The organism is Psychrobacter sp. AOP31-B2-9, assembly GCF_052378005.1.
Lineage (GTDB): Bacteria > Pseudomonadota > Gammaproteobacteria > Pseudomonadales > Moraxellaceae > Psychrobacter.
This window is the reverse complement of record NZ_JBQSXG010000038.1, coordinates 1-26,201: the sequence shown is the minus strand read 5'-3', so window position 1 is coordinate 26,201 and position 26,201 is coordinate 1. Positions and strand designations below refer to the sequence as shown.

Annotated in this window: 19 protein-coding genes, 1 tRNA gene and 1 pseudogene; 5 read left to right on the top strand and 16 right to left on the bottom strand. The window is 41.8% G+C overall.

Going from position 1 to position 26,201, the window contains the following annotated elements:
* A partial coding sequence (locus ACT3SX_RS06420) for an endonuclease/exonuclease/phosphatase family protein (RefSeq protein ID WP_444519039.1) occupies positions 1 to 694 on the bottom strand: 694 nt, incomplete at its 3' end.
* Positions 695 to 1,028: 334 nt separating this feature from the next.
* On the opposite strand from ACT3SX_RS06420, the gene asd reads away from it, so the two are divergent.
* Entirely contained in the window at positions 1,029 to 2,162 is a 1,134-nt protein-coding gene (asd, locus tag ACT3SX_RS06415) for an aspartate-semialdehyde dehydrogenase (protein WP_192519357.1), read from the top strand.
* 99 nt (positions 2,163 to 2,261) lie between these two features.
* Here asd and ACT3SX_RS06410 read toward each other — a convergent pair whose 3' ends face one another.
* A complete protein-coding gene (locus ACT3SX_RS06410; RefSeq protein ID WP_192519358.1) occupies positions 2,262 to 2,912 on the bottom strand; it encodes an SOUL family heme-binding protein in 651 nt (216 codons plus the stop codon).
* Positions 2,913 to 3,167: 255 nt separating this feature from the next.
* Between ACT3SX_RS06410 and tgt the strand changes: the two genes are divergently transcribed.
* On the top strand, positions 3,168 to 4,319 hold the full coding sequence (tgt, locus tag ACT3SX_RS06405; RefSeq protein ID WP_192519359.1) for a tRNA guanosine(34) transglycosylase Tgt: 1,152 nt from the start codon (positions 3,168 to 3,170) through the stop codon (positions 4,317 to 4,319).
* A 93-nt stretch (positions 4,320 to 4,412) separates the two neighbouring features.
* Here the strand turns inward: tgt and ACT3SX_RS06400 are convergent, their stop codons facing one another.
* The 12 genes from ACT3SX_RS06400 to rimO form a co-directional block, all read right to left on the bottom strand.
* Positions 4,413 to 5,762, bottom strand: a complete 1,350-nt coding sequence (locus ACT3SX_RS06400; RefSeq protein ID WP_192519360.1) for a sodium-dependent transporter — start codon at positions 5,760 to 5,762, stop codon at positions 4,413 to 4,415.
* Between the two features lie 297 nt (positions 5,763 to 6,059).
* Complete coding sequence (gene lpxA, locus ACT3SX_RS06395; protein ID WP_192991902.1) at positions 6,060 to 6,839, bottom strand: acyl-ACP--UDP-N-acetylglucosamine O-acyltransferase; 780 nt, start codon at positions 6,837 to 6,839, stop codon at positions 6,060 to 6,062.
* Between the two features lie 194 nt (positions 6,840 to 7,033).
* Positions 7,034 to 7,543: a 3-hydroxyacyl-ACP dehydratase FabZ gene (gene fabZ / locus ACT3SX_RS06390; RefSeq protein ID WP_192519362.1), complete on the bottom strand. Its 510-nt coding sequence runs from the start codon at positions 7,541 to 7,543 to the stop codon at positions 7,034 to 7,036.
* Between the two features lie 56 nt (positions 7,544 to 7,599).
* Positions 7,600 to 8,616 (bottom strand): UDP-3-O-(3-hydroxymyristoyl)glucosamine N-acyltransferase, encoded by a 1,017-nt coding sequence (gene lpxD, locus ACT3SX_RS06385; protein ID WP_192991903.1) that lies wholly within the window; start codon positions 8,614 to 8,616, stop codon positions 7,600 to 7,602.
* A gap of 142 nt (positions 8,617 to 8,758) precedes the next feature.
* Entirely contained in the window at positions 8,759 to 11,146 is a 2,388-nt protein-coding gene (bamA, locus tag ACT3SX_RS06380) for an outer membrane protein assembly factor BamA (RefSeq protein ID WP_192991904.1), read from the bottom strand.
* Between the two features lie 264 nt (positions 11,147 to 11,410).
* Positions 11,411 to 12,787, bottom strand: a complete 1,377-nt coding sequence (gene rseP, locus ACT3SX_RS06375; RefSeq protein WP_192991905.1) for an RIP metalloprotease RseP — start codon at positions 12,785 to 12,787, stop codon at positions 11,411 to 11,413.
* Between the two features lie 56 nt (positions 12,788 to 12,843).
* On the bottom strand, positions 12,844 to 14,052 hold the full coding sequence (ispC, locus tag ACT3SX_RS06370) for a 1-deoxy-D-xylulose-5-phosphate reductoisomerase (protein ID WP_442069784.1): 1,209 nt from the start codon (positions 14,050 to 14,052) through the stop codon (positions 12,844 to 12,846).
* Positions 14,053 to 14,351: 299 nt separating this feature from the next.
* Complete coding sequence (locus ACT3SX_RS06365; protein WP_192519367.1) at positions 14,352 to 15,161, bottom strand: phosphatidate cytidylyltransferase; 810 nt, start codon at positions 15,159 to 15,161, stop codon at positions 14,352 to 14,354.
* 237 nt (positions 15,162 to 15,398) lie between these two features.
* Positions 15,399 to 16,163 carry a polyprenyl diphosphate synthase gene (gene uppS / locus ACT3SX_RS06360; RefSeq protein WP_442074770.1) on the bottom strand — a complete coding sequence of 255 codons (765 nt, stop codon included), beginning with the start codon at positions 16,161 to 16,163 and terminating at the stop codon, positions 15,399 to 15,401.
* A gap of 261 nt (positions 16,164 to 16,424) precedes the next feature.
* Positions 16,425 to 16,979 (bottom strand): ribosome recycling factor, encoded by a 555-nt coding sequence (gene frr, locus ACT3SX_RS06355; RefSeq protein WP_192991909.1) that lies wholly within the window; start codon positions 16,977 to 16,979, stop codon positions 16,425 to 16,427.
* Between the two features lie 210 nt (positions 16,980 to 17,189).
* Positions 17,190 to 17,915 (bottom strand): UMP kinase, encoded by a 726-nt coding sequence (pyrH, locus tag ACT3SX_RS06350; protein WP_442069932.1) that lies wholly within the window; start codon positions 17,913 to 17,915, stop codon positions 17,190 to 17,192.
* A gap of 182 nt (positions 17,916 to 18,097) precedes the next feature.
* The gene (rimO, locus tag ACT3SX_RS06345) at positions 18,098 to 19,702 is read right to left on the bottom strand and encodes a 30S ribosomal protein S12 methylthiotransferase RimO (protein ID WP_442069933.1); all 1,605 of its coding nucleotides are present in this window, start codon (positions 19,700 to 19,702) and stop codon (positions 18,098 to 18,100) included.
* A 133-nt stretch (positions 19,703 to 19,835) separates the two neighbouring features.
* Between rimO and ACT3SX_RS06340 the strand changes: the two genes are divergently transcribed.
* The 3 genes from ACT3SX_RS06340 (at position 19,836) to ACT3SX_RS06330 (ending at position 23,607) form a co-directional block, all read left to right on the top strand.
* The gene (locus ACT3SX_RS06340; RefSeq protein ID WP_192519372.1) at positions 19,836 to 21,158 is read left to right on the top strand and encodes a two-component system sensor histidine kinase NtrB; all 1,323 of its coding nucleotides are present in this window, start codon (positions 19,836 to 19,838) and stop codon (positions 21,156 to 21,158) included.
* 320 nt (positions 21,159 to 21,478) lie between these two features.
* On the top strand, positions 21,479 to 23,305 hold the full coding sequence (locus ACT3SX_RS06335) for a sigma 54-interacting transcriptional regulator (protein ID WP_192991912.1): 1,827 nt from the start codon (positions 21,479 to 21,481) through the stop codon (positions 23,303 to 23,305).
* A 217-nt stretch (positions 23,306 to 23,522) separates the two neighbouring features.
* Positions 23,523 to 23,607 (top strand) — tRNA-Leu (locus ACT3SX_RS06330).
* 424 nt (positions 23,608 to 24,031) lie between these two features.
* Here ACT3SX_RS06330 and ACT3SX_RS06325 read toward each other — a convergent pair.
* Positions 24,032 to 25,276: a GIY-YIG nuclease family protein gene (locus ACT3SX_RS06325; RefSeq protein ID WP_225739116.1), complete on the bottom strand. Its 1,245-nt coding sequence runs from the start codon at positions 25,274 to 25,276 to the stop codon at positions 24,032 to 24,034.
* Positions 25,276 to 26,201, bottom strand: a pseudogene (locus ACT3SX_RS06320) (DEAD/DEAH box helicase); the annotation flags it as partial. The pseudogene ACT3SX_RS06320 and the gene ACT3SX_RS06325, both read right to left, overlap by 1 nt.

Sequence of the window (26,201 nt, the reverse complement as noted above, 5' to 3'; positions counted from 1 at the left end):
GCTCTGCATCACGAGTGGTTGATTTGTCCGCTTCAGTCGGGCTTGGCGGCATAGGATGCAAGCAATACAACCAAATCACGCGACCATTTTGCAGGCGCAGCTGTGAATGAACAGAAGGTATGTCATCAATCATCAGATATTTGACGACAGGATCAATCAGTTCGAGCTTAGAATATAGATGCATACCATACAAATTATCCAATGGAACTTTTACCGTATAAGGGTAATCAGGCTCTATTTGATGTAAGGCTGTTTCCCACTTTTCATCACTTTCTAGTATGACCAAAACATCTGGTTCTTTTCGCTGTACCAAATTAACCAGTTTTTGTGTTTGATCGTTAGGTGTCAAAACATTTGAAATCATGATTTTTAACTGATGCGCCTCTCCTACTGGCGTCTCTTTTGCTTGTTGGACTTCCTTTTTCCATAATCTGGTATAGGGTAATATCATTCGCAGCTGAAATGCTAAGGCCATACTTAATACCATAAATAATAGCCACTGACCTAGCTGCCACTCGGACCAAAAGACCAACATACCCATCCAAGCAATGACACCAAGCACCATTATCTGAATGCGTGGAAACTCAACACAGCGCACCCACCAATTATCAAGGGGAATCCAGCCCCATATCGTCACCAAGGCGATAAACCCAGCTAGCCACTGTACGCTGTAATATAATAGTGAGAGTTCCATAATATGTATTAACCGTCTAGTGAAATGGGGACTAAAGATAGCTACGTTTAAATTTTCATTAGATTATAGCTTAATACAGCAACTTAGCAACGCACTATGTTATACAGCCCTTTGATGCCATCTGTTATACCTAATTTGGACTATCTCATTAACAAATATATTAAATCATTTATGACTGTTAAATATACCCTAATAACTTAAAGTTATAATATGTATAGTGAATTGTGTATAAAAAATGGCTAAAAGTCGCTAAAACGCCTTGCTTTTTATGGCTATTCACGGCATTGTTACTGGTTAGCTATGCAACAAATAATTGTCAATAGGATTGGACTTCATGAGTGATTTAACAGTAGGTTTGGTAGGCTGGCGTGGTATGGTTGGGTCAGTATTGATACAACGTATGCAACAAGAAAATGACTTTAACGGTATTACGCCCGTATTTTTTTCAACTAGCAATGCAGGCGGTGATGCGCCAAGTTTTGATGGTATTGAAACCAGCCAATTAAAAGATGCTCATGATATTACTGCCTTAGCAGCTTGTGATGTGGTGATTACCTGCCAAGGTGGTGACTATACATCAAAGGTACATCAACCATTACGTGATAGCGGTTGGAATGGCTACTGGATTGACGCAGCCAGTACGTTGCGAATGAAAGACGACAGTATTATCATCCTTGATCCCGTCAATCGCAGCGTGATTGATAGTGCTTTAGCCAGTGGTAAAAAAGACTTTATCGGTGGTAACTGTACCGTATCATTGATGCTGATGGCTATCGGTGAATTGTTTAACAAAGGTTGGGTCGAATGGGTCAGCGCCATGACGTATCAAGCAGCTAGTGGCTCAGGTGCAAACAATATGCGCGAGCTAATTAGCGGTATGGGCATACTACATGAAGCGGTCAAAGACGAGCTGGCTGATCCTGCTAGTGCCATCCTTGAAATCGATAAAAAAATCGCCCAAACACAGCGCTCAGAGGACTTCCCTACTCAGTATTTTGGTGTACCATTGGCTGGTAGCTTAATCCCCTATATTGATGTTCAACTAGAGAACAAACAGTCAAAAGAAGAATGGAAAGGTGGTGTTGAAACCAATAAAATTCTTGGTAATTCTGAAGCCGATAAGATTGCTATCGACGGTATGTGTGTCCGCGTTGGTGCGATGCGCTGTCATGCACAAGGGCTAACAATCAAACTCAAAAAAGACATTCCATTAGAAGAAATCGAAGCGGCGCTTAAGAACAGCGGCAACGAATGGTTAGATTTAGTCGAAGATGACAAAGAAGCCACCATGGATCGTTTAACGCCAGTCGCCGTCACTGGCACGTTGACAGTCGCGTTAGGTCGCTTGCGTAAGCTGAATATGGGTCCTGAATATCTAGGTGCGTTTACCGTGGGTGACCAATTATTATGGGGTGCTGCTGAGCCATTACGTCGTATGCTGAATATCATCCGTGAGCAAAATGCTTAAGCTAAATATCTAAACAATGTTCTTAAACATCAAGAAAAAAGACAGCAACCGCTGTCTTTTTTTATGACCATCAACTTTTCAAAATCTGAACAATTGGTATTATTTTGGCTGATAAGCTATCATCACTTCATTACGGCGCATAAACGGCAGTGTCCATGGCGGATTATAACGGGCCAGCTCAGGCTCACCTGTTATCACTAAGTTTTGATCTTGCATCCAAGTCCGTAGCGCTTCCGTTTTTTCTGCGACTTTATCTTCTCCTGCCCACCAAGAAAACTTAATGACGCCATAAGTCTGTGCCGGCACTTCGATAATCTTAACATTTGGATTATTAGGTTTTGGTAACGTTTGCATAGTGTATTGGCTTGGCATGGTGAACTGTACGCGCCATTTTCCATCACTCTGTTGCATACTCACTGGTGCTGTCATCGCAATTTTTTGTGACGCATCATTATTACTATTCGCTTGCGACTGCATGGTGACCGGTGCTGTCATACTAATCTTGCTACTCTCACCACTTGGCGCTGTGTTATTACCAAAGATATAATCTGCTAATGTTTTAAATCCTTCGCGACTAGCCGCACTTTGGTCACCTGTCACCCAAGTCTGGGCCACAAGCTGCTCATCGTAACGACGTAATTCAAAGTCATCCTCTTGCATTAATACGGTATAGTCCGGCTCTTCGGTAGCCATAGCTGCTCCTGATGTTAATAATAAACCACTTAATAGTAGGTAAGCTTTTTTAGTCATATTAGTTCTCCAATGTCCAAAACACCGAGTCTAATGATATTTTTTATATCATTGTTTTTTATATACTTTACCAACTACCCCATAATACTGTCTGTGTCTTTTGGTTATACCCTCATCATATCAAGTATGAAACTTGTTGAACTTATAGGGCTGAAACAACAGATATATCAATGACACATAAATATCCATGTCCAAAAAATCCACCAACAATGTTATAATTAGCGCCATTTTCATAGCTTAAATAGCGATTATCATATGCAATTTGTCTTACACAAAACGGCCAGCGGCGAAACACGTGCACGCCGTGGTACAGTTCATCTCAATCATGGCGACGTACAGACGCCTGCCTTTATGCCAGTCGGTACTTATGGCACGGTCAAAGGCATGTTGCCACGTGATATCGAAGCCATCGGTGCTGATATTGTATTAGGCAATACGTTCCATCTATGGCTACGTCCTGGTACCGAGGTTATCGACAAATTCGGTGGCCTACATAAATTCATGCATTGGGACAAGCCTATCCTCACTGATTCAGGTGGCTTTCAAGTATTTAGCCTTGGTGCCATGCGTAAAATTACTGAAGAAGGGGTTAACTTTAAATCTCCCATCGATGGTGCGAAGATTTTTCTATCACCAGAAAAATCTATGCAGATTCAATATAGCTTGAACTCAGACATCGTCATGCAGTTTGATGAGTGCACGCCATACCCAGCGACTCATGACGAAGCGCAAAAATCATTAGAGCTGTCATTACGTTGGGGACAACGCTGTGTGGATGAACACAAACGCTTAGGCAGCACCAATGCTCTGTTTGGTATCATCCAAGGCAGTATGTATGCTGATTTACGCCAAAAGTCGTTAGAAGGTCTGCTCAATATTGGTTTTGATGGTTATGCTATTGGTGGCTTGTCTGTTGGTGAGCCAAAAGACGAGATGATGAATGTCTTAGATTATATCCCAGATGCTATGCCCGCTGACAAGCCACGCTATTTGATGGGTGTTGGTAAGCCTGAAGACATCGTAGAAGCCGTTCGCCGCGGTGTCGACATGTTTGACTGTGTCATGCCAACTCGTAACGCGCGTAACGGTCATTACTTCGTCACAGGCGACACAGACAATGCTGGTGTGGTACGTATCCGCAATAGCCAGTATCGCAACGATGAAGGCCCATTAGACCCTGAATGCGATTGCTACACCTGTCAAAACTTTAGCCGTGCTTATCTGTATCACCTTAATAAATGCAAAGAGATGCTAGGTGCTCAACTAGCTACTATTCATAATTTACGCTATTACCAACGTTTGATGCAAAGTATTAGAGATGCGATTGAACAAGACAAGTTTGATGAGTTTGTCATCGAGTTTTATACCAAACGTGGTCAAACGGTTCCCGAATTAAACTTACGTTAATTCTGTTTAGTATTTACCATCGTTTATCTGTATCAGTTAAAATAAAAAAGGGCTTAAGAATAATCTTAAGCCCTTTTTTTGTGATAAGTCTTACTACTTCAGTGCACTCACAAATACAATAATGACTGCAAGTGGTGCCACAACTTTGACTATGAATTGCCAGATCTGAAACGCACCTCTAGACAATCCAAGCTCTTCTCTAATACTACGCTGATCCATTCTCCACGCAAGAAATACAATTGCTGCAAGACCTGTGAGAGGCAAGAGAAACTTACTGGTTAATTTATCTAAAGCATCAAAGATATTATTGCCCATAATAGTAAAGTCAGACCACAGATTGAACGATAGCAGTGCTGCAATACCTAGCAACCAGATTACGATACTTGCAACGATAGTCGATACGGTACGACTCATTGAGGTACGTTCTTCTAAAAACTCAACGGTTGGCTCAAGCAATGAGATTGCAGAGGTGATAGCCGCAAAGGTAATCAGTAAGAAAAATAGTGTGCCAATGATAGTACCTGCACCCATGCTACCAAACGCGATAGGCAAGCTGACAAAAATAAGACCAGGACCTGATGCAGGATCTAAACCATTGCTAAAGATAATTGGGAAGATTGCTAGACCCGCAGCCAATGCAATGACGGTATCCAAAATAACAACAGTACGAGCTGTCTTAAGTAAATTTACTTCACGGCCCAAATATGAACCATAAGCCACCATAATGCCCATACCAATAGATAAGGTAAAGAAAGCATGTCCCAGTGCGGCAATCATAACGTCTTCGGTCAGCTTGCTAAGATCAGGGGTAAATAAGTAAGCCACTGCATCACCAAAACCACCATTCATGACGTTATAGCCAACGATCACAAATAGAATCACACCCAATAATGGCATCAAAATCTTGGCAGCTCTTTCAATACCACTAGTCACGCCAATACCGACGATAATAGCAGTAACAGCCATAAATACAGTGTGCCATACTGTTAATGCACCAGCTGAAGCTAACATAGTATCAAAAGTGGCGGCGACTGAATCACTATCTTGACCAACAAAGCTACCTGTAGCAATTTTCGTCACGTAGTTGAGTGCCCAACCACCGATGACACTATAGAACGATAGGATTAAAAAACCACCTAAAACACCTGAAGCACCAATAATCTTCCAACTGCGCGACCTACCTTCACTTGCTGCAACATCAGCAAAAGTATTGACTGGGTTTTTTTGACCACGGCGACCTATCAGCCACTCAGCCACTAAAATCGGAAAACCTACCAGCGCAATACAAAATAAATAAGCAATAACAAAAGCTGAACCACCACTCTCACCGACCATATATGGAAACTTCCATATGTTTCCTAAACCAACTGCCGATCCTACTGCTGCTAATATGAAGCCAAAGCCCGAGCTCCACTGTGCATGTTCTTGTTTGTTGATAGCCATTTTTCCATCCTCATACTTCAAATAATGTCGCTGACAATCTTCCTTGATCACCATAAAAGCCAGTTATAATATTAAGCTATTTAGCAAGCGGCTCGCTATGAGATACTTAGCAACATTAAGAAAGAATTGTTTACATTATCATAAACGCTCAGTTTCTGCTAAGCGACCAAAAAAGTCAAGTAGTCACAAATATAAAAAGCCATAACTATTAGTTATGGCTTTCGTTGATTTTCTCTAGAGCTAACAAGAGTTTATCTAATCAAAAAAATTTGACTGATACTCATTTTGTGCGTATGTTTAACGCACTACGCCGCGACGGCTTTTTTGTAATGAGTCAATAAGTAATTGGATTTTTGGCTCTTTTATCAGCAAGTCGTTGTTTAATACTTCAAGTGCTTGTACGGTCGTCAAACCTGATCTAAAAATAATACGATACGCTTGGCGCAGCACATCAATAGTCTCTTTCGACCAGCCCTTGCGGCGCATTCCTTCGACATTAAGACCGTGAGCTTTGGCTGGGTTACCAGATACCATCGTAAAAGCAGCCACATCTTTTAAAATAAGACTCGCACCACCAATCAAACTATAGTCATCTACAGTACAGAACTGATGAAGACCTGAGTTTCCGCCGATGATGATATGATCGCCAATAGTAACGTGTCCTGCTACTCCGACATTATTAGCCAATACATTATGATCGCCAATCACACAATCATGCGCGACATGGGTATTCACCATCAATAGATTATGACTACCAATTTTGGTCAGCTCGCCATCCTGTGCTGTACCACGGTGTAAGCTACAGGCCTCGCGGATAGTATTATGATCACCAATTTCTAACCACGTGCGTTCGCCCGCATACTTTAGATCCTGTGGATCCTCGCCAATGCTTGCAAATTGATAAACTTGATTGTGTTGCCCGATACGAGTCAACTTAGTGACGACGACATGCCGATGCAAAACGGTATGTGCGCCAATCGACACCTCATCACCGACAATACAATACGGACCAATAGTAGCGGTCTCATCGATCTGAGCGGACGGTGAGATGAGTGCTGTTGGATGGATCTGACTCATAATGTGGGCCTTTGTATCATCTAGTGCGAATAAATAGTGAAAAAATAGTCGATTTGACCTTGTTCAACAAACCAAAAACGGTGCTAATAATATATATAGTAATTGATGGTCATACTGACTGCACACTTCAACATAGCGCTTTAAAAGCAGTAGCTAACGGTGCTAGTTATAAACACGGTGATCATTAACTAATACTATTGCTCTTGACGGGCAATCATTATTTGAGCACTGGCAGCTAATTCGTCTTCGACATGTACGGTACAATCAAATTTATAAATACCACGCTTTTGCATCACTGTTTTAGCACGGATAATGAGCTGATCACCAGGAATAACTCGGCGCTTAAAACGAACTTTGTCGACACCTGCAAATAGATATAGATAACCATCTTCTGCAGTCAAACCAGCACTAATGAATCCGAGAACACCTGAAACTTGGGCCATGGACTCTACCATTAATACTCCTGGCATAATCGGCTCATCAGGAAAATGACCATTGAAAAACTCTTCGTTAACCGTTACGTTCTTAACACCAGTAATGCATTCTCCAGGTATACAGTCAATAACTTTATCTACCAACAAAAAAGGATAACGATGTGGCAAATAGTGCTTAAGCGTATGATACGTTAGTGGCAACTTAAGACCTTGTTCATCTAAGCTTTTAACATTATCATCATTTAAAATATCTATATCTGGGCGGCTCATAATGGCACTTCCTTGCTATGTGTTTAATATTTATAAGTTATATTGTTGTCATTTCACTAATCACGACCAAGCTGACGAAAGCGTACAGCAGCACGTCGCCAATTAGCCGTTGGCATTGCAGCCGTTCCAGAAGAATATGAACCAGCTGCTTTAATAGATTTGGTGACCATAGTCATCCCAGATAACGTCACATCATCTGTAATCTCAATATGACCTGTGATACCGACAGCGCCGCCAATAATACAGCGTTTACCTATACTGGTACTACCAGCGATGGCTGTTTGGGCCGCGATGGCCGTACCATCACCGATACGTACGTTATGAGCTACCTGTACCAAGTTATCAATAATAACATGATTACCAATAACCGTATCATTAATGGCACCACGGTCAATACAGGTCTGGCTACCGATTCTCACATTATCGCCAACCACCACACGCCCTAACTGAGCAATACGCTCCCAACCTGTGGTGCTAGGATCACTAGTAGGTGCGAAGCCAAAGCCTTCTGATCCAACACTCGCACCTGCATGCAATCTAACGTGACTACCGATGATACAGTCATGCCCAATAACGACATTTGCTTTGATAACACAGTCAGTGCCTACAGTCGCATTATCCTCGACAATCACATGAGCAGACAATGAGCTATGCTTACCGATTTTCACATGCTCACCAATCATACAAAAAGGGCCAATACTAACCTGCTCATCAATAATCGCACTATCAGCAATCACAGCACTAGGATGAATGTTATGTGACAGTGATTGATGACCAAATAGCTGACTGGCACTCGCATAGGCCAAATAAGGACTTGCGACCACCAACGCTACAGCAGAATCTGGAGCTTGATCACGATAGTCTGCTGTGATTAATACTACTCCTGCTTGAGTACTCACAAGACTAGAAGCGTAACGTGCTCCTGACAAAAAACTCAATTGCTGAGGATTAGCAGTGGTCAGACTCCCCACCCCATCGAGCTCTTGACTTAATTGTTCAACATTAATTTCAGATTTGTTAGTAACTGGTTGATGCTGCTCAATCCGAGTAATAATCTGCTTTATCGTTATCATAGTGGCTATTAACGTTATTATGGATAAAGAAACTGCCAAGTTGAATAATCATCTTGGCAACCCTCTAATATCTGACGGATGTTGCGATCACAAAAATAGCAATTATATCTTTACTTGTATGATCTCGTGCTCTTATCCAAAGTTAGAATGTACTACCAATTTGGAACTGAACAGCTTCAGTCTCATCACCTTCTTTATCACCGATAGGTACGGCATAGCTCAATGAAATTGGTCCAATAGGTGTATACCAAGTGACACCCGCGCCCGCACTATAGCGTAAGCTATTGTCTTGAGTGATTAAAGACACACCTGTATCTTCAAAGGTTTCATCTTCTTTTCCTGTGGTATCAAAGACCTGTCCACCCTCAGCAAATAATACTGGACGCACTTGATCTACCCAATCGCCTTTAAATGGCATTGGTAAAATCAGCTCGGCACCAAATGTAGCCAAGGCATTACCACCGACTTCCTCACCACTAGTCACTATGTCGTTTTCAGCATAGTAATAATTTTCTGATCGAGGACCCAAGGTTGACGACTCATAGCCACGTACTGAACCATAGCCACCTGCATAAAAGTTTTCATAAAATGGCAAGTCGTTACCGTAACCAAGCTTGGTATAGCCACGTGCGATAAAATCTTTATACAAAGGATAATAGACATTACCACTATAGGTTAACTTTTGGTAACTGGCATCACCAACCCCGATAGTGGCATCAATTGCATGGCTCATACCTTTAGTTGGAAATACTGGACGATCTAACGTGCTGTAATCCCAGCCAAATAGTAAGTTGTAAGTCGTGTAGTCATTTTTAAAACTGGCATCACCTACACCATCATAGTCTCTTTGCGTACCACCATCTTCCAACAGTTCCTGAACATTGGATACCCCAAGGAATCTGCCGCCACGCACGGTCGTATTATCAATATTTAAACCCGCGCTAAGACGTTTGGTTTCATCGATTGGGTAGCTATAATTAAGAGTGGAACCAAGGGAGTCAGTTACATAGTTGCTAACGTTGTCATCATCATATTTGGTCTTACGATAATAAGCACTAAGACCTTGAGAAACACCGTTTTCTGTAAAGTATGGATCAGTATAACCTAAGCTATAAGAATCATAGGTCTCTGAACGTGATAGCGCAGCTTGGACACGGTTACCAGTACCCATAAAGTTATTTTGAGTCAAATCTAGCTGGAATGTCACACCACCACTTTGTGAATAACCTGCAGCGATGGTTGAGCTACCAGAGGGCTGCTCTTCAACCACATAGTTGACATCAACTTGATCTGGTTGGTTAGGGACAGGTTTGACATCGACGGTCACACCTTTAAAGAATCCTGTACGCATCAAGCGTGTACGCGACAGCTGAATTTTGTCGTTAGAAGCAAGCGATCCTTCTAGTTGACGCATTTCACGACGAAGCACTTCGTCTTCAGTTTTGATATTACCCGTAAAGTTAATACGACGCACATAGATAGGTCGTGCAGGATCGATAAAATAATCAACCTCTACCATTTTAGTGTCATCATCGATACGTGGTACAGGTCTAACCTCTGCAAAATAATAGCCTTCGTTACCATAACGACTCTTAAGCGCTGCGGTCGTCGCATCTAGTTTGGCTTGCGAGTACTTTTCATTAGGGGCAAAAGTGACCAGCTCTTTCAATTCACTGTTATCAAATGTCGGCTTGCCCAAAAAGTTGACGTCACCAAATTGATATTGCTCACCTTCGCTCAGGCTTACCTCAATAAATACACTGCTTTTATCTTCACTGATATTCAGCACTGCATTATCTACTGCAAAACGTACATAACCATCATTTTGATAGAGTGCTTTTAAATTCTCTAAACTGGCCGCCAATTTTTCTTGTGCATAACGATCAGACTTAGATAGTAGACGAGTCCAAGAAGATTCTTTTACCGCAAACACGTCTTTGATTTCTTCATCACTGAAGTGCTCATTACCAATGACATTAATATCAACAACTTTAGCAGGATCACCCTCAATAAAGCGCACATCTAGCTTGACACGATTGCCATCAAGTACGGTCTGATCTACTTCGATATTACTATTATAGTAGCCTTGACTTATATATTGCTGCTGTAGCTCGTTGGCTACGCCTTGTAGTGTCGATTGTTTGAGCACATCACCAGCAGATAAACCAGCATTTTCTAAACCTTGCTCAAGCCCTTCTTTTGGAATAAGCTTATTGCCTTCAAAGGTCACCTCAGCAATGGTCGGGCGTTCTACAACGTCAAATCGCAACTGACCGCCTTCGACACGGCTTTGAATGTCAGCAAAATTCTCAGTTGCATATAGCGCCTTAATACTAGCAGCCAAGCTACTATCACTAACCGTATCTCCTACCGTAATCGGTAGAACCGGATAGAGGCTATCGGGGGTTAGACGTTGTAAACCATTGAAACCGATGTCAGTCACTACAAATTCTGCAGCCTGTACCGGCATACTCATCATTGTTACAACTAACGGCAACCCTGCCGCGCTCATAAATAAAGGCGTACGCATAAACACTATCCGTCAATAAAAAACTTGCTTAAGTTAAGTTAAAAAGCACATATTGTCCAGCCCATCGCATATGAAGTTTCGCACTCATACGTGGGAGACTCAGAATACTTTATATAAAATGCATCACAAAATAAACTAAAAATTACGATTAGTACAGAGGATACAGTACAAATCATTGGCACCTATTAGATCAAAAACCAAGCCATAATAGCCGTAAAACCATTAGTATATAATGCCTTATCACTTATATTAGCTATCATTCAATCAAAATAGCCGACTAATATCATTACCAATTGCTAACACCATGAAACCTGCCAGCAAGAGTAAACCAATATTTAATCCTACCATTTGCACCCCTTCTGACAGCGGCTTACCACGAACCAGCTCAATAAAGTGATAGACAATATGACCGCCATCTAATACAGGAATAGGCAAAAGGTTTAAAACTGCTAAGCTTAAGCTAATCAATGCTGTCGTAGACAATACCATCTGCCAACTGATATCAAAGCTTTGCTTAGCGACTTTTGCAATGGTAATCGGCCCTGATAAATTATCCAAACCAATCATACCTGACAGCATTTTCCCCATAGAACTTACCGTCATGACGGCTAACTGTTCGGTTTTTTCAAACGACTTGACCAGTGATTCACCAGGACCATAGACCACCGTGGTTTTATAGGCATCAGGAATAACAATCTCAGACTGCTTCACCATAGCGCCTATTTGTCCGTAATCATTACCTAAATTGTCTTTTTTACCTTGTGGCATAATCTTAAGCTGCACAGGCTTTCCATCACGCAATACCGTAAAATTAAGTAGCGTTTCAGGATTATCACGCACGATGCGTGTCATACTAACCCAGTCTTTAATTTCAGTATTATTGATAGCCGTAATACGGTCGCCCACCTGCATACCCTGAAGGCTGGCGGCACCATCAGCGCTCAAATCACCCACTATCGGCGCAATATCTGGTTGCCATGGTAGCATACCAAAACTTGTTAACGCGTCTTTTCCTTGTGCAGCACCTTGCATAAATTGCTGCACGGGCGCTTGATATGTTTTGATGGTATTATCAGTCTGAACGTCTGATTGCATCGTGACACTCACATCATCTGTCTCACCCATACGTCCAGCCAGACGGTAATTAATACCTTCCCATGTCTGTACTTCATGACCATCAATCGCAACAACTTTATCACCAACAGGCAGCTGTGCCATGGCAGCTGGTGTATCTGGTAGTACTTGTCCAATCTTAGTTGCCAGCTGTTCTGATGGTGTCATAAACAATACCCAAAACAGGGCAATTGCAATAACAAAGTTCATGATAGGACCAGCCGCCGCAATCGCAATTTTTTTCAATGGATGCTGGTTATTAAAAGCTAGATGCTGCTCGTCTTTGGCAACTTCACCTTCACGCTCATCAAGCATCTTGACGTAACCACCGAGTGGCAGTGCCGAGATACGATAGTCAATACCGCTTTTTTTACTCGTCCAACCAAAGAGTTTAGGTCCAAAGCCAATAGAATAAGTCAGCACTTTTACGCCGCAAAGCCGTGCTACGATATAGTGACCCCACTCATGTAAAGCAATGAGCGGACCTAAGACAAATATTGCTGCAAGGAGGGTTAATAAAAAGGTCATGATTGGTTTCCAGCGTTTTATCTAAACATCTTCGATTCAGTATTAAAAATCAACAATTACGCTAAATCTGCCACAAGTTTGTCAGTAAGATGACGCGCTATCTTATCAATCGCTAGAATATCATCTATGTCAGCTGTATCACTCAACGGTGGCAGCTGTATGTCGTTCAAAGCTTGCTCATTAATATCAGCGATATCAGTCAAACGAATCTTTCCCTCCAAAAATGCAGCCACGGCAATTTCATTGGCAGCATTTAGTACGATAGTCGCCTGTGTACCTGCTTGCATCGCCTGTCTTGCCAAACGCAAACACGCAAATTTTTGTAAATCAGGCTGAACGAACTCCAACCCACTGAGCGCATATAAGTCTAACGGCTGCGAGCCACTATCAATCCGATTAGGATAACTGAGTGCATGAGCAATGGGTGTCTTCATGTCTGGGCTGCCCAACTGCGCCAGATAGCTACCATCGCTATATTCTACCATTGAGTGAATGATGCTTTGTGGATGAATAACCACATTTATTTTATCTTCAGGCAAGCCAAATAGGTGACAAGCCTCGATTAGCTCCAAGCCTTTATTCATCATCGTTGCAGAATCGACAGATATCTTTTGACCCATCGACCAGTTGGGGTGTTTAACAGCTTCAGCGACGCTTGCTTGTTGCATTTGAGCAAATGACTGCTGTAGAAATGGTCCACCAGAAGCCGTCAGCCATAACTTACGTACGCCATGACTGGACTGATGGATTTGGGTGTTGTCTTGCTGAATGGCGAGTGGTAGGCACTGAAAAATAGCATTGTGTTCTGAATCGAGAGGCAATAAAGTGGCATTGTGAATTTTTACCGCATTCATCATTACTTGCCCTGCCATTACGAGGGCTTCTTTATTGGCCAGTAAAATACGTTTACCTGCACGAGCGGCAGCTAAAGTAGAAGGTAATCCAGCGGCACCCACGATAGCCGCGACCACCGTGTCAGCTTGCGAATCGGTTGCAATATCTATTAGCCCTTTTTCACCGCCCACGACATCGATATCAAGACCCGCGGCACTAAGACGCTGTGCAAAATCATCGATAGCAGCGCTTGGCACACTGACACGCTTGGGCAAAAACTGCTGGCAAAGCGTAAATAGCTTGTCTAAACGATGATAGCCTGATAAAGCGTAAACCGAGTAATGCTGTGGTTGCGCCGCCAAGATTGCTAACGTGCTATCGCCTATCGAACCTGTCGCGCCTAGTACGGTGATGCGTTGCGTCATAACCATTAATGCCTATGAATAATACGGTGAAAATAAAAGAAGTAACTAGCGTCTGTTGAATATTTAAATATTAGGGCTGCTGATTGCTAAAAGTGCACCAAACTAGGCGCAAGCCGATGGTAATATCGAGACCTTATCTAGAGCTAGGGTTGCAACAAGGTTTGGGATGGTTTTAGCATCAGCCTTGAGAACGGATCAAGCAAAGAGACGCTTTGCCTATTCACAAAGTAAGCGCTGTTTTGTTCGAGTGCGGGGGTCAGTACCATATATGAATGTTTAACAGCCCTCAATATAATCTTGCTACCTTATACGACAATCAAACCAAAGTGTTGTATCGCCCAAAAACCAAGCGCAAATATCGGCGTGGCAGACAATAGCGAGTCGATACGATCAAGTATACCACCATGGCCTGGGAGAATTGTGCCTGAATCTTTGACATCAGCACGGCGTTTGAGCATCGACTCAAACAAATCACCGAGTACTGAAGACAAGATTGTTAGCGCTGATAACGCCACAAAGGCAATTAGCGGTATACCTGTTAGCTTTAACTGAAAGACACTAATCGCAACAACGACGATCAAGCCTGTAATCAACCCACCAGCCAACCCTTCCATGCTCTTGTTGGGTGAAACGTTCGGTGCCATCTTACGGCGACCAAGCTTGCGTCCTACAAAGTAAGCACCACTGTCCGCACACCAAACCAATAAGAAAACATAAAGCAGCCACCATGCCGACAACTGCCACAGATAAAACATAGCCGTAATCGCTGCCGTTAATATCACAGCGCCCATCAAAGCCAGTTTTTTACCGTACCAATTGGTATGTGTGGGGAAAACCCTCACCCAAGACAGAGCCATCAACCATATAGCGAGCGATGCCACCCACCAAAATAGCCAAGTCACTTTAAGCATGAGTGATACTAAGGTCAGTACAAGGACTAGCAACACAAATACAACTGGTTGACGCCATTTAGGCATCAGCTTAGTCCATTCATGAGCCGCGATAATAACGCCAACGGCTAACAGCGGTGCAAATAAAACAGGGCTTTGGCTCGCAAACATTGCAATACCAACGATAATAACGAGAACTATTGCCGTCTTAATTCGTTGCCACATACTTATTGAGCCTTATTATAATGAATACTGCGTGATCAAAAAGTGCATTATAGCAGCTAATCTACAATAGCCCACTAATAGTAATCAACACCTCTTAAGCGCTTTATTATTCCATAAACAAGCGGCATTGACCACGAGTAGGACAGCGGCTTTACAAGATACTTTTGCACACATATTAAATGAACGCTTTAAGTCATGAATTATTCTTAATAATGATTAGTGTTTTTAACCACTGTCTTAACAACTATTTTTTTCTGTCACGACTTGTTCACTGGTTTTGCCAAAGCGGCGTTGACGCTGGGCAAACTCTGTTACCATCGTTGCCAGCTCGTCTGCTCCAAAATTCGGCCACAACGTTTGAGTAAAGAATAACTCAGCATAGGCTGATTGCCATAACAAGAAATTAGAGATTCGATACTCACCGCCCGTACGTACTAGCATATCGACAGCTGGCTCATCTGCCAACTGTACATACTCATCGAGCATCTCTTTATTAATATCTTCAGCATGTAACTGACCTAATTGCACCTGCTGCGCCAACTGTTTTGCAGCATTCGCAATATCCCATTGACCACCATAACTGATCGCGATAACCAAGGTCATGGCATCAAATTCTGCTGTTTTTGCTTCAGCATCGGCCATCAGCTCTTGCAAATCAGCACTCAGCTGACTGCGATCACCAATAAAGCGCAGGCGAATACGATACTCATGCATGCGTGGTATCTGCTCATGAATGGTCGAAGCTAACAGTTGCATTAACAGCGCCACTTCACTGGCTGGACGCTGCCAATTTTCACTAGAGAAGGCAAATACCGTCAATACTTCAATACCCGCATCCACACAATACTCGACGATGGGATCTAGTGCATCTTTACCAGCGACATGCCCTTGGCCTTTTCCCAAATCATGGGCTTTACCATAGCGATTATTGCCATCCATAATGATAGCGATGTGGCGAGGAAGAAGTGTCGGAATAGGAGCCGAAGCGGCTGACGTGGACATAGGCGAACTGGCTTATTATTAAAGTAAGAGGATAATAACGTGTGCGATGATGATTAAAAAGCGTCATAGAAACAATTCATAAATTTCTCATAATTCAACCATCAGGTTTTTCATACTTGTACGATCAATACTTATACGATTAGCACCTGTACGATTAACACTTGCACAATGATAAACAGCCAATAGCGTTGGCACATTGGCTGCTTGTCATGGAGAAACAACTGAATCACTCTATGCCATAAATGACAGAGAAATCAGTATTTAGACGTCCATCAAATCGCTTTCTTTTTTAGTTAAGCTCTTATCGATGGTTTCGATGTATTTGTCAGTAATCTTTTGAATATCATCACTAGCACGACGTTCTTCATCTTCTGATATTTCTTTTTCTTTTGCTAAATCTTTAATATCATTCATCATGTCACGGCGAATATTGCGGATAGAAACACGGCTATTTTCTGCTTCTCCACGCGCAAGTTTTTGCATATCGCGGCGTGTTTCTTCTGTCAATGCTGGCATCGGTACACGAATCACATCAGCGGTCATTGGGTTCAAACCCAAGTCTGCTTCGCGAATGGCTTTGTCAATCGCTTGTACCATGGTACGGTCAAACGGCTGAACAAGTAATGTACGTGAGTCTTCAACGTTCACACTCGCCACTTGATTGAGGGCGGTATCAGAACCATAATAGCTAACCATCACACCTGACAACATACCTGGGTGTGCACGGCCAGTACGAACTTTACTGAAAGTACTCTCAAGCGCTTCCAATGTCTTTTGCATGCGGGCTTCGCCGTCTTGCTTAATCTCTTTAATCATTATATATCCTTATTTATCGCTATCGATAAATCATTCATTGTTAGTAAATATACGTTGTCTAGTCGTGCTATCACTTGGGCTGGCGAGTATATAGTCGAACCACTCTTAAAGTGTTACGGCGTTAGACTCGCTTAGCCTACTACTGTAGTACTTGCGCTTGTCTGCCTTGCACCATTTTTAACATTGATCGACTATAGGTTTTACATCAGATTAGTGAAAAACACGTGTGCCTTCATTTTCACCCATAATGACATTTAATAAGGCATTAGGCTTGGTCATATCAAAAACTTGTAGCGGTACGTTATGCTCACGGCACAATGCAATAGCAGTTAAGTCCATAACGCCAAGTTTTTGCTCTAACACTTCGTCAAAGGTTAAACCATCGTATTTTTTGGCATCGGTATGTAGGCTTGGGTCTTTGTCATAAACGCCATCGACTTTGGTCGCTTTTAAAATCAAGCCTGCTTCAATTTCGATACCACGTAAACAAGCGGCGGTATCCGTGGTAAAGAACGGATTACCCGTACCCGCAACAAAGATACAAACATCACCGTTTTTTAGATAACGAATCGCGTTACGGCTGCTATAGCTTTCTGTCACTTCACCAATAGGTAGTGCTGACATCAAGCGTGTTTTAATATTGCGACGCTCAAGCGCATCACGCATCGCTAAACCATTCATGACCGTTGCCAACATACCCATTTGATCGCCAGTGACACGGCCAACCAGACCTTCTTTTTGTAGTTGGGCACCGCGATATAAATTACCACCGCCGACCACGATACCAACTTGAACACCCAGTCCGCGCAAATGGGCAATAGACAAACTCATTTTATCGAGCACTTCGGTATCGATACCCATGTCTTTACCACCAGCCAAAGCTTCGCCAGATAGTTTTAGCAAGATACGAGAGTAACGCGGGTTTTTGTCAGACATGAGATCACCTTGTTATCATTAAATTATAATTAAAGTTATCGGTAAAATACAAACAGAGTTTGCCTTGGCGTTGACCACACTGCCATACTTGATGACAAATGGGTCACAAGGCTAAATTGCGTCAATTGTAGCAAAAACTGTCCTTTATGGGGCAATTTTCACTGGCATATCGTATTAGGTTTTTAACCTTTGTAGCTAGCAAACAAGTCATACTCGCTAGCTTCGTCAATAGTGACAGTCAAAAACTGCCCGACTTTAACCCCTGCATTGATATCATCAACGTAGACGTGACCATCGATTTCAGGTGCATCCGCATAGCTACGGCAAATCGCAATACCTTCATCACTATCAATCTCATCGACCAATACCATTAAAGTTTTACCGATTTTTTCTTGTAGCTTTTGTGCTGAAATCTCTTGTTGTAGCGCCATCAAACGCTCATAACGTGACTTCTTGACTTCTTCTGGCACATGATCTGGTAAATCGTTGGCTACCGCACCTTCTACTTCTGAATAGGTAAATGCACCGACACGATCAAGACGAGCTTCAACCAGCCAGTCAAGCAAACATTGAAAATCTTCTTCCGTCTCACCAGGGAAACCAACAACGAAGGTTGAACGAATAACGATATCAGGGCAAATATCACGCCATGCTTTGATACGTGCCAAAGTGTTTTCACTATGCGCTGGACGTTTCATTGCTTTTAGTATTCGATGACTGGCATGTTGAAAGGGAATGTCTAAGTAAGGCAAGAGTTTCTTTTCACCCATCAATTCAACGACTTTGTCCACATGCGGATAAGGGTAGACATAATGTAGACGTACCCAGATACCTAAGCCATTCAATGCTTGGCACAAGTCATAAAACTTTGACTTGAGTGGCATGCCGTTCCAGAAACTGGTTTTATACTTCAAATCTAGCCCATAAGCAGAAGTATCTTGCGAGATAATTAACAACTCTTTCACGCCAGCATTTTTTAGTGCCAAGGCTTCATTCATGACATTATCAATCGGACGTGAATCTAAATCACCACGTAAGCTTGGAATAATGCAAAAAGTACAACGGTGATTGCAGCCTTCAGAAATTTTTAGATAGGCATAATGGCTTGGCGTCAGCTTGATACCTGCCTCATTAATCAAATCTATTTTTGGGTCGTAGTCTTCATCCTTACTACTATTTGGTTTTGGCACATGTTTCGAAACCGCTGTAATCACTTCATCATATGCGTGCGCACCAGTTACTGCGAGCACAGCAGGATGCATCTCACGGATTTTATCCGCTTCTTTACCCAAACAGCCCGTCACGATGACTTTACCGTTTTTGCTAATAGCCTCCCCGATTGCATCCAGCGACTCTTGTACCGCCGACTCAATAAAGCCGCAGGTATTGACCACGACCAAATCCGCTCCCTCATAATCACTGGCTACTTGGTAACCATCACGGCTCAGCTCAGTGATGATGCGCTCGCTGTCCACTAGCGCCTTTGGGCAACCTAACGAGACAAAACCAACTTTTGGTGCTGCACTGACGGGCATAGCAGCAGTGGCATTAGCAGTCGTTAAATCACTACTTTGTGTAACACTACGATTTTGGTTATGATTGGCTCTATGATGGCTGGCTTTAGCTGGATTGGACTGGTTCGTATCTGCTTGACTGTCTTGTGCTATTGTTGGCTTAGCAGGATTAAAAACAGTGGCGGTGTCTTTTAATGTAGAATCTGTCGGAGTAGAAGCTGGCTGAGAGGTGGTAATAGTCGTGTTAAGCGACTTGGTAGAAGTTTTGGACATGGCTGACCTTGCTAGAGATAAAATGGCTGTGCGCATTGTACGTTTTTTTTGCAAAAATCGCTAGTTTTGCCGCTCTATAGTGTTGATTTATGGTTAAATATTATCTTGAACATCTTTTTTTAGGCATTGACTCATGGCAAGAAATTTCACAACCGCAAAATCCACACCTGATTTAGCATTTATATCTCAGCATTTATTTACGGCTATTTTATGGGTCAATGAAGAGTTGTCTATTACGTGGCTCAATGCTCAGGCCGAGCAACTACTGGCTATCAGTAGTGGAAGGCTGCTCAATCAACCTATATTAACGTTATTAGCACCCCAAGAGTTAAACCCAAAAGATAGTAATATTCCTAATAATGATGATGTCGATGCCCAAAACTGCTCCTTAACCGAACGATTTGAGCAAGCAAAACTGTATCAGCAACCCTTTATCGATCATGACCATGTTGTAAACACACAGCTGAACGGTTATTTGTCATTTTCCGTTGACTATAGTGTCACTCCTGTCATATACGAGCAGCAGACCTATTTTATTATTGAAATGTGGGGCAAAGATCGACAAAGCCGTATATCAGAAGAACAACGTCAGCAACAACAATATGGTGTGGCTCGTCATATGCTACGGTCAGTTGCCCATGAAATAAAAAACCCGTTAGCAGGTATTCGCGGTGCTGCACAATTATTGCAGCGACAATTTATCAAGTTCAGTGACACCTCTATTCTTAATAGTAGCGCGTCAACTGCCTCAAACCATACAAATACTGCTCTGAATCATAAAAACTTGCAAAAAACCACTGACAAACTACGTGGTTATACCGATATTATTATCTCAGAAACTGACCGTCTAACGCATCTTGTTGGACAGTTTTTGGGCTCTAATCAACTCCCAAACTGGCAAACGATTAATGTTCATGAACCGCTAGAGCATGTATTGTCTTTAGTGATGAACCAATATCCACAATTAACGCTACAGCGAGATTATGACTTATCACTGCCTGAATTATGTGCAGATAAAGACCAATTAATTCAAGTGTTTTTAAACCTGATCAACAATGCTTGTGAATCCATGACTGAGTTTGAACAAACCTTGCAACAACAAAAAATATCCGAAACCAAAGTATTATCTTCGATCAATACTAACAGTGATGACCAAATAGATTATCAGCCAATACTTCACATTCAAACACGTATTGCTTTTCAACACACCATCGTTGGGCAACAGCACAAACAAGTTCTGCAAGTTAACATTACTGATAACGGCTCAGGAATTGACCCTGAATTGATCGGGCAGATATTTTTTCCTATGGTGACAAGTCGTGCTGCTGGCACTGGATTAGGGTTATCTATCGTACAAGATATTATTAGCCATCATCGTGGTATGATTGATGTTAGCTCAACACAGGTACAAGGTGAGCAACAAACACGTTTTACCTTATACCTGCCGTTTCATTGATTAATTACTGAAGCACAAATAACTTTGCTATTATTACTTGATACAGCTACTAGGGCGTGTCCTCATTTTAAAAATGGTGATGAAAATGAGATAAATTGCCGTCAAACAAGGAAAATAGAGCAGATAATATCGAGATATTAGTCAGCTATTTGACGCCGTTTGGCAAGATTTAGCTATTTTTAACCCATTTAGATAACTATCGATTGAATTGAGGACATGCCCTAATTAACCAAGAGATTAACAAAGCCAATTAATACTACCAAGTCGTAAATGACCACATCATAACTCTGAACCAACTCATTGCTCATTAGGCCTAATACATGACTGAATATAGTGAAAAGCATAAACCTAAAAGCGATAATCAGACGGCAACCGATCAACTGATAAATGATCAAACAATAAAAGTAACGGTCAATAACAACCCCGAACTTGACCCCGCAACGTTATGGCTTATCGATGATGATGCCGCCTTAAGAATGGTGTTGGCAGATACGTTTGAAGATGCAGGACTGACGGTTATTAGCTTTACCCAAGCACAAGCTGCGTGGGCACGTCTCAACGATATATTGCAAGAAAATGAGTCACAGGTGCAACTGCCCGATGTGATATTGACTGATATTCGTATGCCGATGATGGATGGGCTGTCTTTTAGTGACTGGGTGCATCAGCACTTTCCTAAGCTGCCTATTGTCATCATGACCGCACACTCAGACCTAACCTCTGCTATTAATAGCTATCAAACAGGTGCCTTTGAATACTTACCCAAACCGTTTGACTTGGATGATGCCGTTGCAACCATTTATAAAGCCATTAATTATCAGCCCAATCTGACCGCGACCACTTACGCAGTCGACGCTAATACATCTAACACCAATGCAACGACTGATTATACTGCTGAGAGCGATACTGAATTTGATGTAAAGGTTGAACCTACTGGACAGACTCATCCAACAAGCACATCTAATGAAACCAAAAAGAGCAAAGCAGCTAAAACTAAAGTCAAAAATAATACCAACCCTGTTATCAGTACAAACCAAAACATTAATGACAACCCTAGCGGTATCATAGGCCAATCACAAGCTATGCAGACGGTGTTCCGCGCGATCGGCAGATTGGCACACTCACCTATTACCGTTTTAATTACGGGTGAATCAGGAACCGGAAAAGAATTGGTCGCCAGCGCGCTACATCAACATTCACCGCGTAACCAACAACCTTTTATCGCTCTCAATATGGCTGCTATTCCACACGACTTGATCGAATCTGAGCTATTTGGTCATGCAAAAGGAGCGTTTACTGGTGCGACGACCACACGACCAGGGCGCTTTGAGCAGGCTGATGGCGGTACATTGTTTTTAGATGAAATCGGTGATATGCCATTTAGCACTCAAACGAGATTGCTACGCGTATTAGCAAATGGCGAGTTTTATCGCGTGGGTGGACAACAGCCAATCAAAGTAAATGTGCGTATTATCGCTGCCACTCATCAAAACTTAGAAGAGTTAGTCAAACAAGGTAAATTCCGTGAGGATTTGTTTTATCGCCTCAACGTTATCCGTCTACCACTGCCACCGCTACGCACGCGACGCGAAGATATTCCTGCGCTAGCGACTTATTTTATGAAACGTGCTGCTGAGCAGATGGACACCGCACTAAAGCAGTTACATCCGATGGCTGTACAGATTATGCAATCTTTTGAGTGGCGCGGTAACGTCCGTCAATTGGAAAATGTTTGTCTATGGTTGACTGTCATGGCAACTGGTGACACCGTCATGCCTGAGGACTTGCCACCAGAACTGCTCGAAAATGCTTCATCTAATCTAGAACAATATCAAGAACAACAATCATATAGCGATAACGTGAGCTCCCAAAGCCAAATCAATCAAGAACAGCCTATATCTGCTGTTCCAAGTTGGCAGCAGGCGTTGGCTATTTGGGCCGAACAGGTACTGCAGACAGGAGAAACAGATATTTTGCAAACGGCCACACCTGAGTTTGAACGTGTTTTACTGACAGCTGCGCTCAAACATAGCGGAGGTAAAAAGATAGCTGCAGCCAACTTGCTCGGTTGGGGACGTAATACACTAACCCGTAAATTACAGCAATTAGAGATCACTACGCCAAAGGAACAGAGAAATAGTGAATAAAAGTACAAAAACTGTTATTTAAAACAATAGTAATATCAATTATTTATAATAAATTAGCAAAAAAAATATTAAATAATTAAAAATAAATGCAAATAGGGGTTGCCAAAATATTCAAACTCTATATAATAGCCAACCACTGAGACGCACTACCGAATCAGTTAACTATCTCTATATGGTGTTTGAGTTTAAACACTAATAATGATAGAGTAACGAAAATGGGGCTGTGGCGGAATTGGTAGACGCACCAGATTTAGGTTCTGGCGCCGCAAGGTGTGAGAGTTCGAGTCTCTCCAGCCCCACCATTTTCGGATAGTGATAAAAGTTCTCAAACCTATACTAGACCTGCTTTCGAGCAGGTTTTTTTATGTCTGCAATTTGAGTCTAATCCCACGATGGGATAGATCGTGGGATAGTATAATTTGCAATAATATCCTGAGAGTCTTACTTTACGTGCATTTGGCAGGTTTTTTATAACTTTAGATCTTACTGTGCCGTGGGATAGAAATAGTTTTTTACCTATATTTTCTCAAGTAAATTTTACGAAAAACATCTCACTGAATTTAACAAATAAAACAGCCATACAAACTATAGCTTATATGGCTGCTTCATTATGCTGTGTAGAATAGTTTGCTCTAACTTTAAATTCTGCACTGTAGGTTCTGATCTTCTTGGTATAGTAAACTCAAATTTATACGCTTAGTTTATCAAGTTAGTTGTACGGTTTCTTCAGCATAGCTCTATCTTCTTAGTAGTCGAGTTATACCTATAATTTACAATCTGCCCGCTCACTATCAAATCAATCGCTGTGTTTATCTGCTCTAAAGGCACACTGAACCATTCTCTAGGTTTGCACATATTACCTTGCAAATCTGCAACTTCAACATCGATACAAACATCTTTAAATACGGTATGTACTAAGTTTTCAAACTTTTGCGTATTCATGTTATAGCACTCATAGCTGGCAACAACTTCGACTGGAGCCATTAAATAAGTAGGCTCATTGGCAGCATTTGCAATACGCTTTTTAACTGGTGTGCGTGAATAGCCTATTTTAAATAGATTGGGTATGGCTTGGATGCGAGAGTCTTGGCTTTGACTGCTTAAAATATAAATAAAGCCAGCCGACTCATCATCCTCGTTGATATTTTTGATATCAGCAAAATACTCACCAACAGGAGAGACTATTTTACCGTCAGCATAAAGGGCCTTAGCAAGAGAGCGGTAAAGCATATTTGATTCTGTGCCATTTTCAAATATACAGCGTGTTCTTCCGTCCTTTCTAAACCGTTTACCGTTTACTGTTTTTGCGTCACTACTAAACTCTACTTCCTCTAGATAAAGCAATACGCCACTCAAGATATAAAACTCACCAACTACTAAGTTTTCACCTTTATCATTAAACTCAATAATCTTACGTTGACCACTGTTGAGCTGTTGCTGAACAATAGGAAACAAGTCTTTATATTTATCAAAATCCTTACATGATTTACGGCGAGCGACAAAGTCAGTCTCAGCACGTTTATCTGCCTTAATATGCTTGATGTTAAAAATACTCTGATCAGAGTCACCGAGTAAGCCAAAATCATCATCTTCAAAGATATCTTCAAATGAATTGATCTCTCTTTCAACCAGTTCAGGTTCTTGTGCAGTGACTTCATGCGTAAGTGGTAACAGGTTAAATTCATCAAAATCCACTAAAGCACGGCACTGCTCATCGTTGTTCTTAATAGACTCTAAACGCTTGAACAGCATAAGCTCACTAATATTTGCCATATTATTTTCAGGTAAACGCTTATTAGTGTTGTAAAAGTCGCTTATCTCTTGGAATTTAGCGACTAAGTGCTCATCTGCTGTAGGTACCCGCGACTTTGCTTTAATCGTCGTAAGCCCTAAGTCATCATCACTATCAATGAAGCTTAGCCAATCATCTAACTCCATAGACTTTATCACTTGCCACTCTTCATTTCTCATTATGCAGGCACTCTCTTGCGTTTTTGTTGCTTAATATAAATGACACATTCAGCAAGTCTTTTTTCATTGAAATCTGAGCTATTCAAATCAGGCTCACGACCCTTTTCATGCACAAATTGCTTAACTTTAGGCCACAGTAATTTAGCCTCTTCAAAGTCCATTTGAATACGAGTGGTTTCAATAGATTCTTGGATGAGCTTAAGCACATCTGTCGTGATGGATTTTGAAAGTATTTCAAATGCTTTTTGAAAAGGATTGATCTGATCAATCAAGTCAATATGTAGCTCATCAATATTGATAAACTTGTCGGCCATACGAATAAACTTCTTACCGCCTTGCTCGGTTACTTCTGCTGAGCTTATTGCACAATCGACTACCACTTGCTGCCTTACCTCTTCAACTTCAGCTTCAGTCAAATCAGGATATTTACGCTGAATTATTTTCGGTATAAGGATCTTATTCACTACTTCAGGATCGATCTTACCTGCCGAAGCTGCAATGACCTTATCATCTTGCAAGATAGCGGCTTTCAGATCAGCCAAATCAGACTCTATGATAGCTTTAGTGCGCTTGGTGCTAGGTTCTTTAAAACCACCTATTTTCATTGTTCCTGGTGGCGTCGGTTCAAAATCACCATCTTTTTTTGTTTTGAACTTAAAATTAGGGGCAAGCACTTGTTCCATTAATAGAGAGCCAGTGATAGCTTTAAGCATATTATTTACAGCAATAGTCACGTTGTCGTTTGCAGCGTCAGGTTGAGCGATAAGGTTAGTGAATTGGGCGTGGCTTTTATTTTCGCTATCTCGAGTACAACGACCAATAATTTGAATAATTTCAGTCAGTGAACTTCTATATCCAACAGTAAGTGCGTGCTCGCACCACTCCCAGTCAAAACCCTCTTTTGCCATACCCAAAGCAATAATGA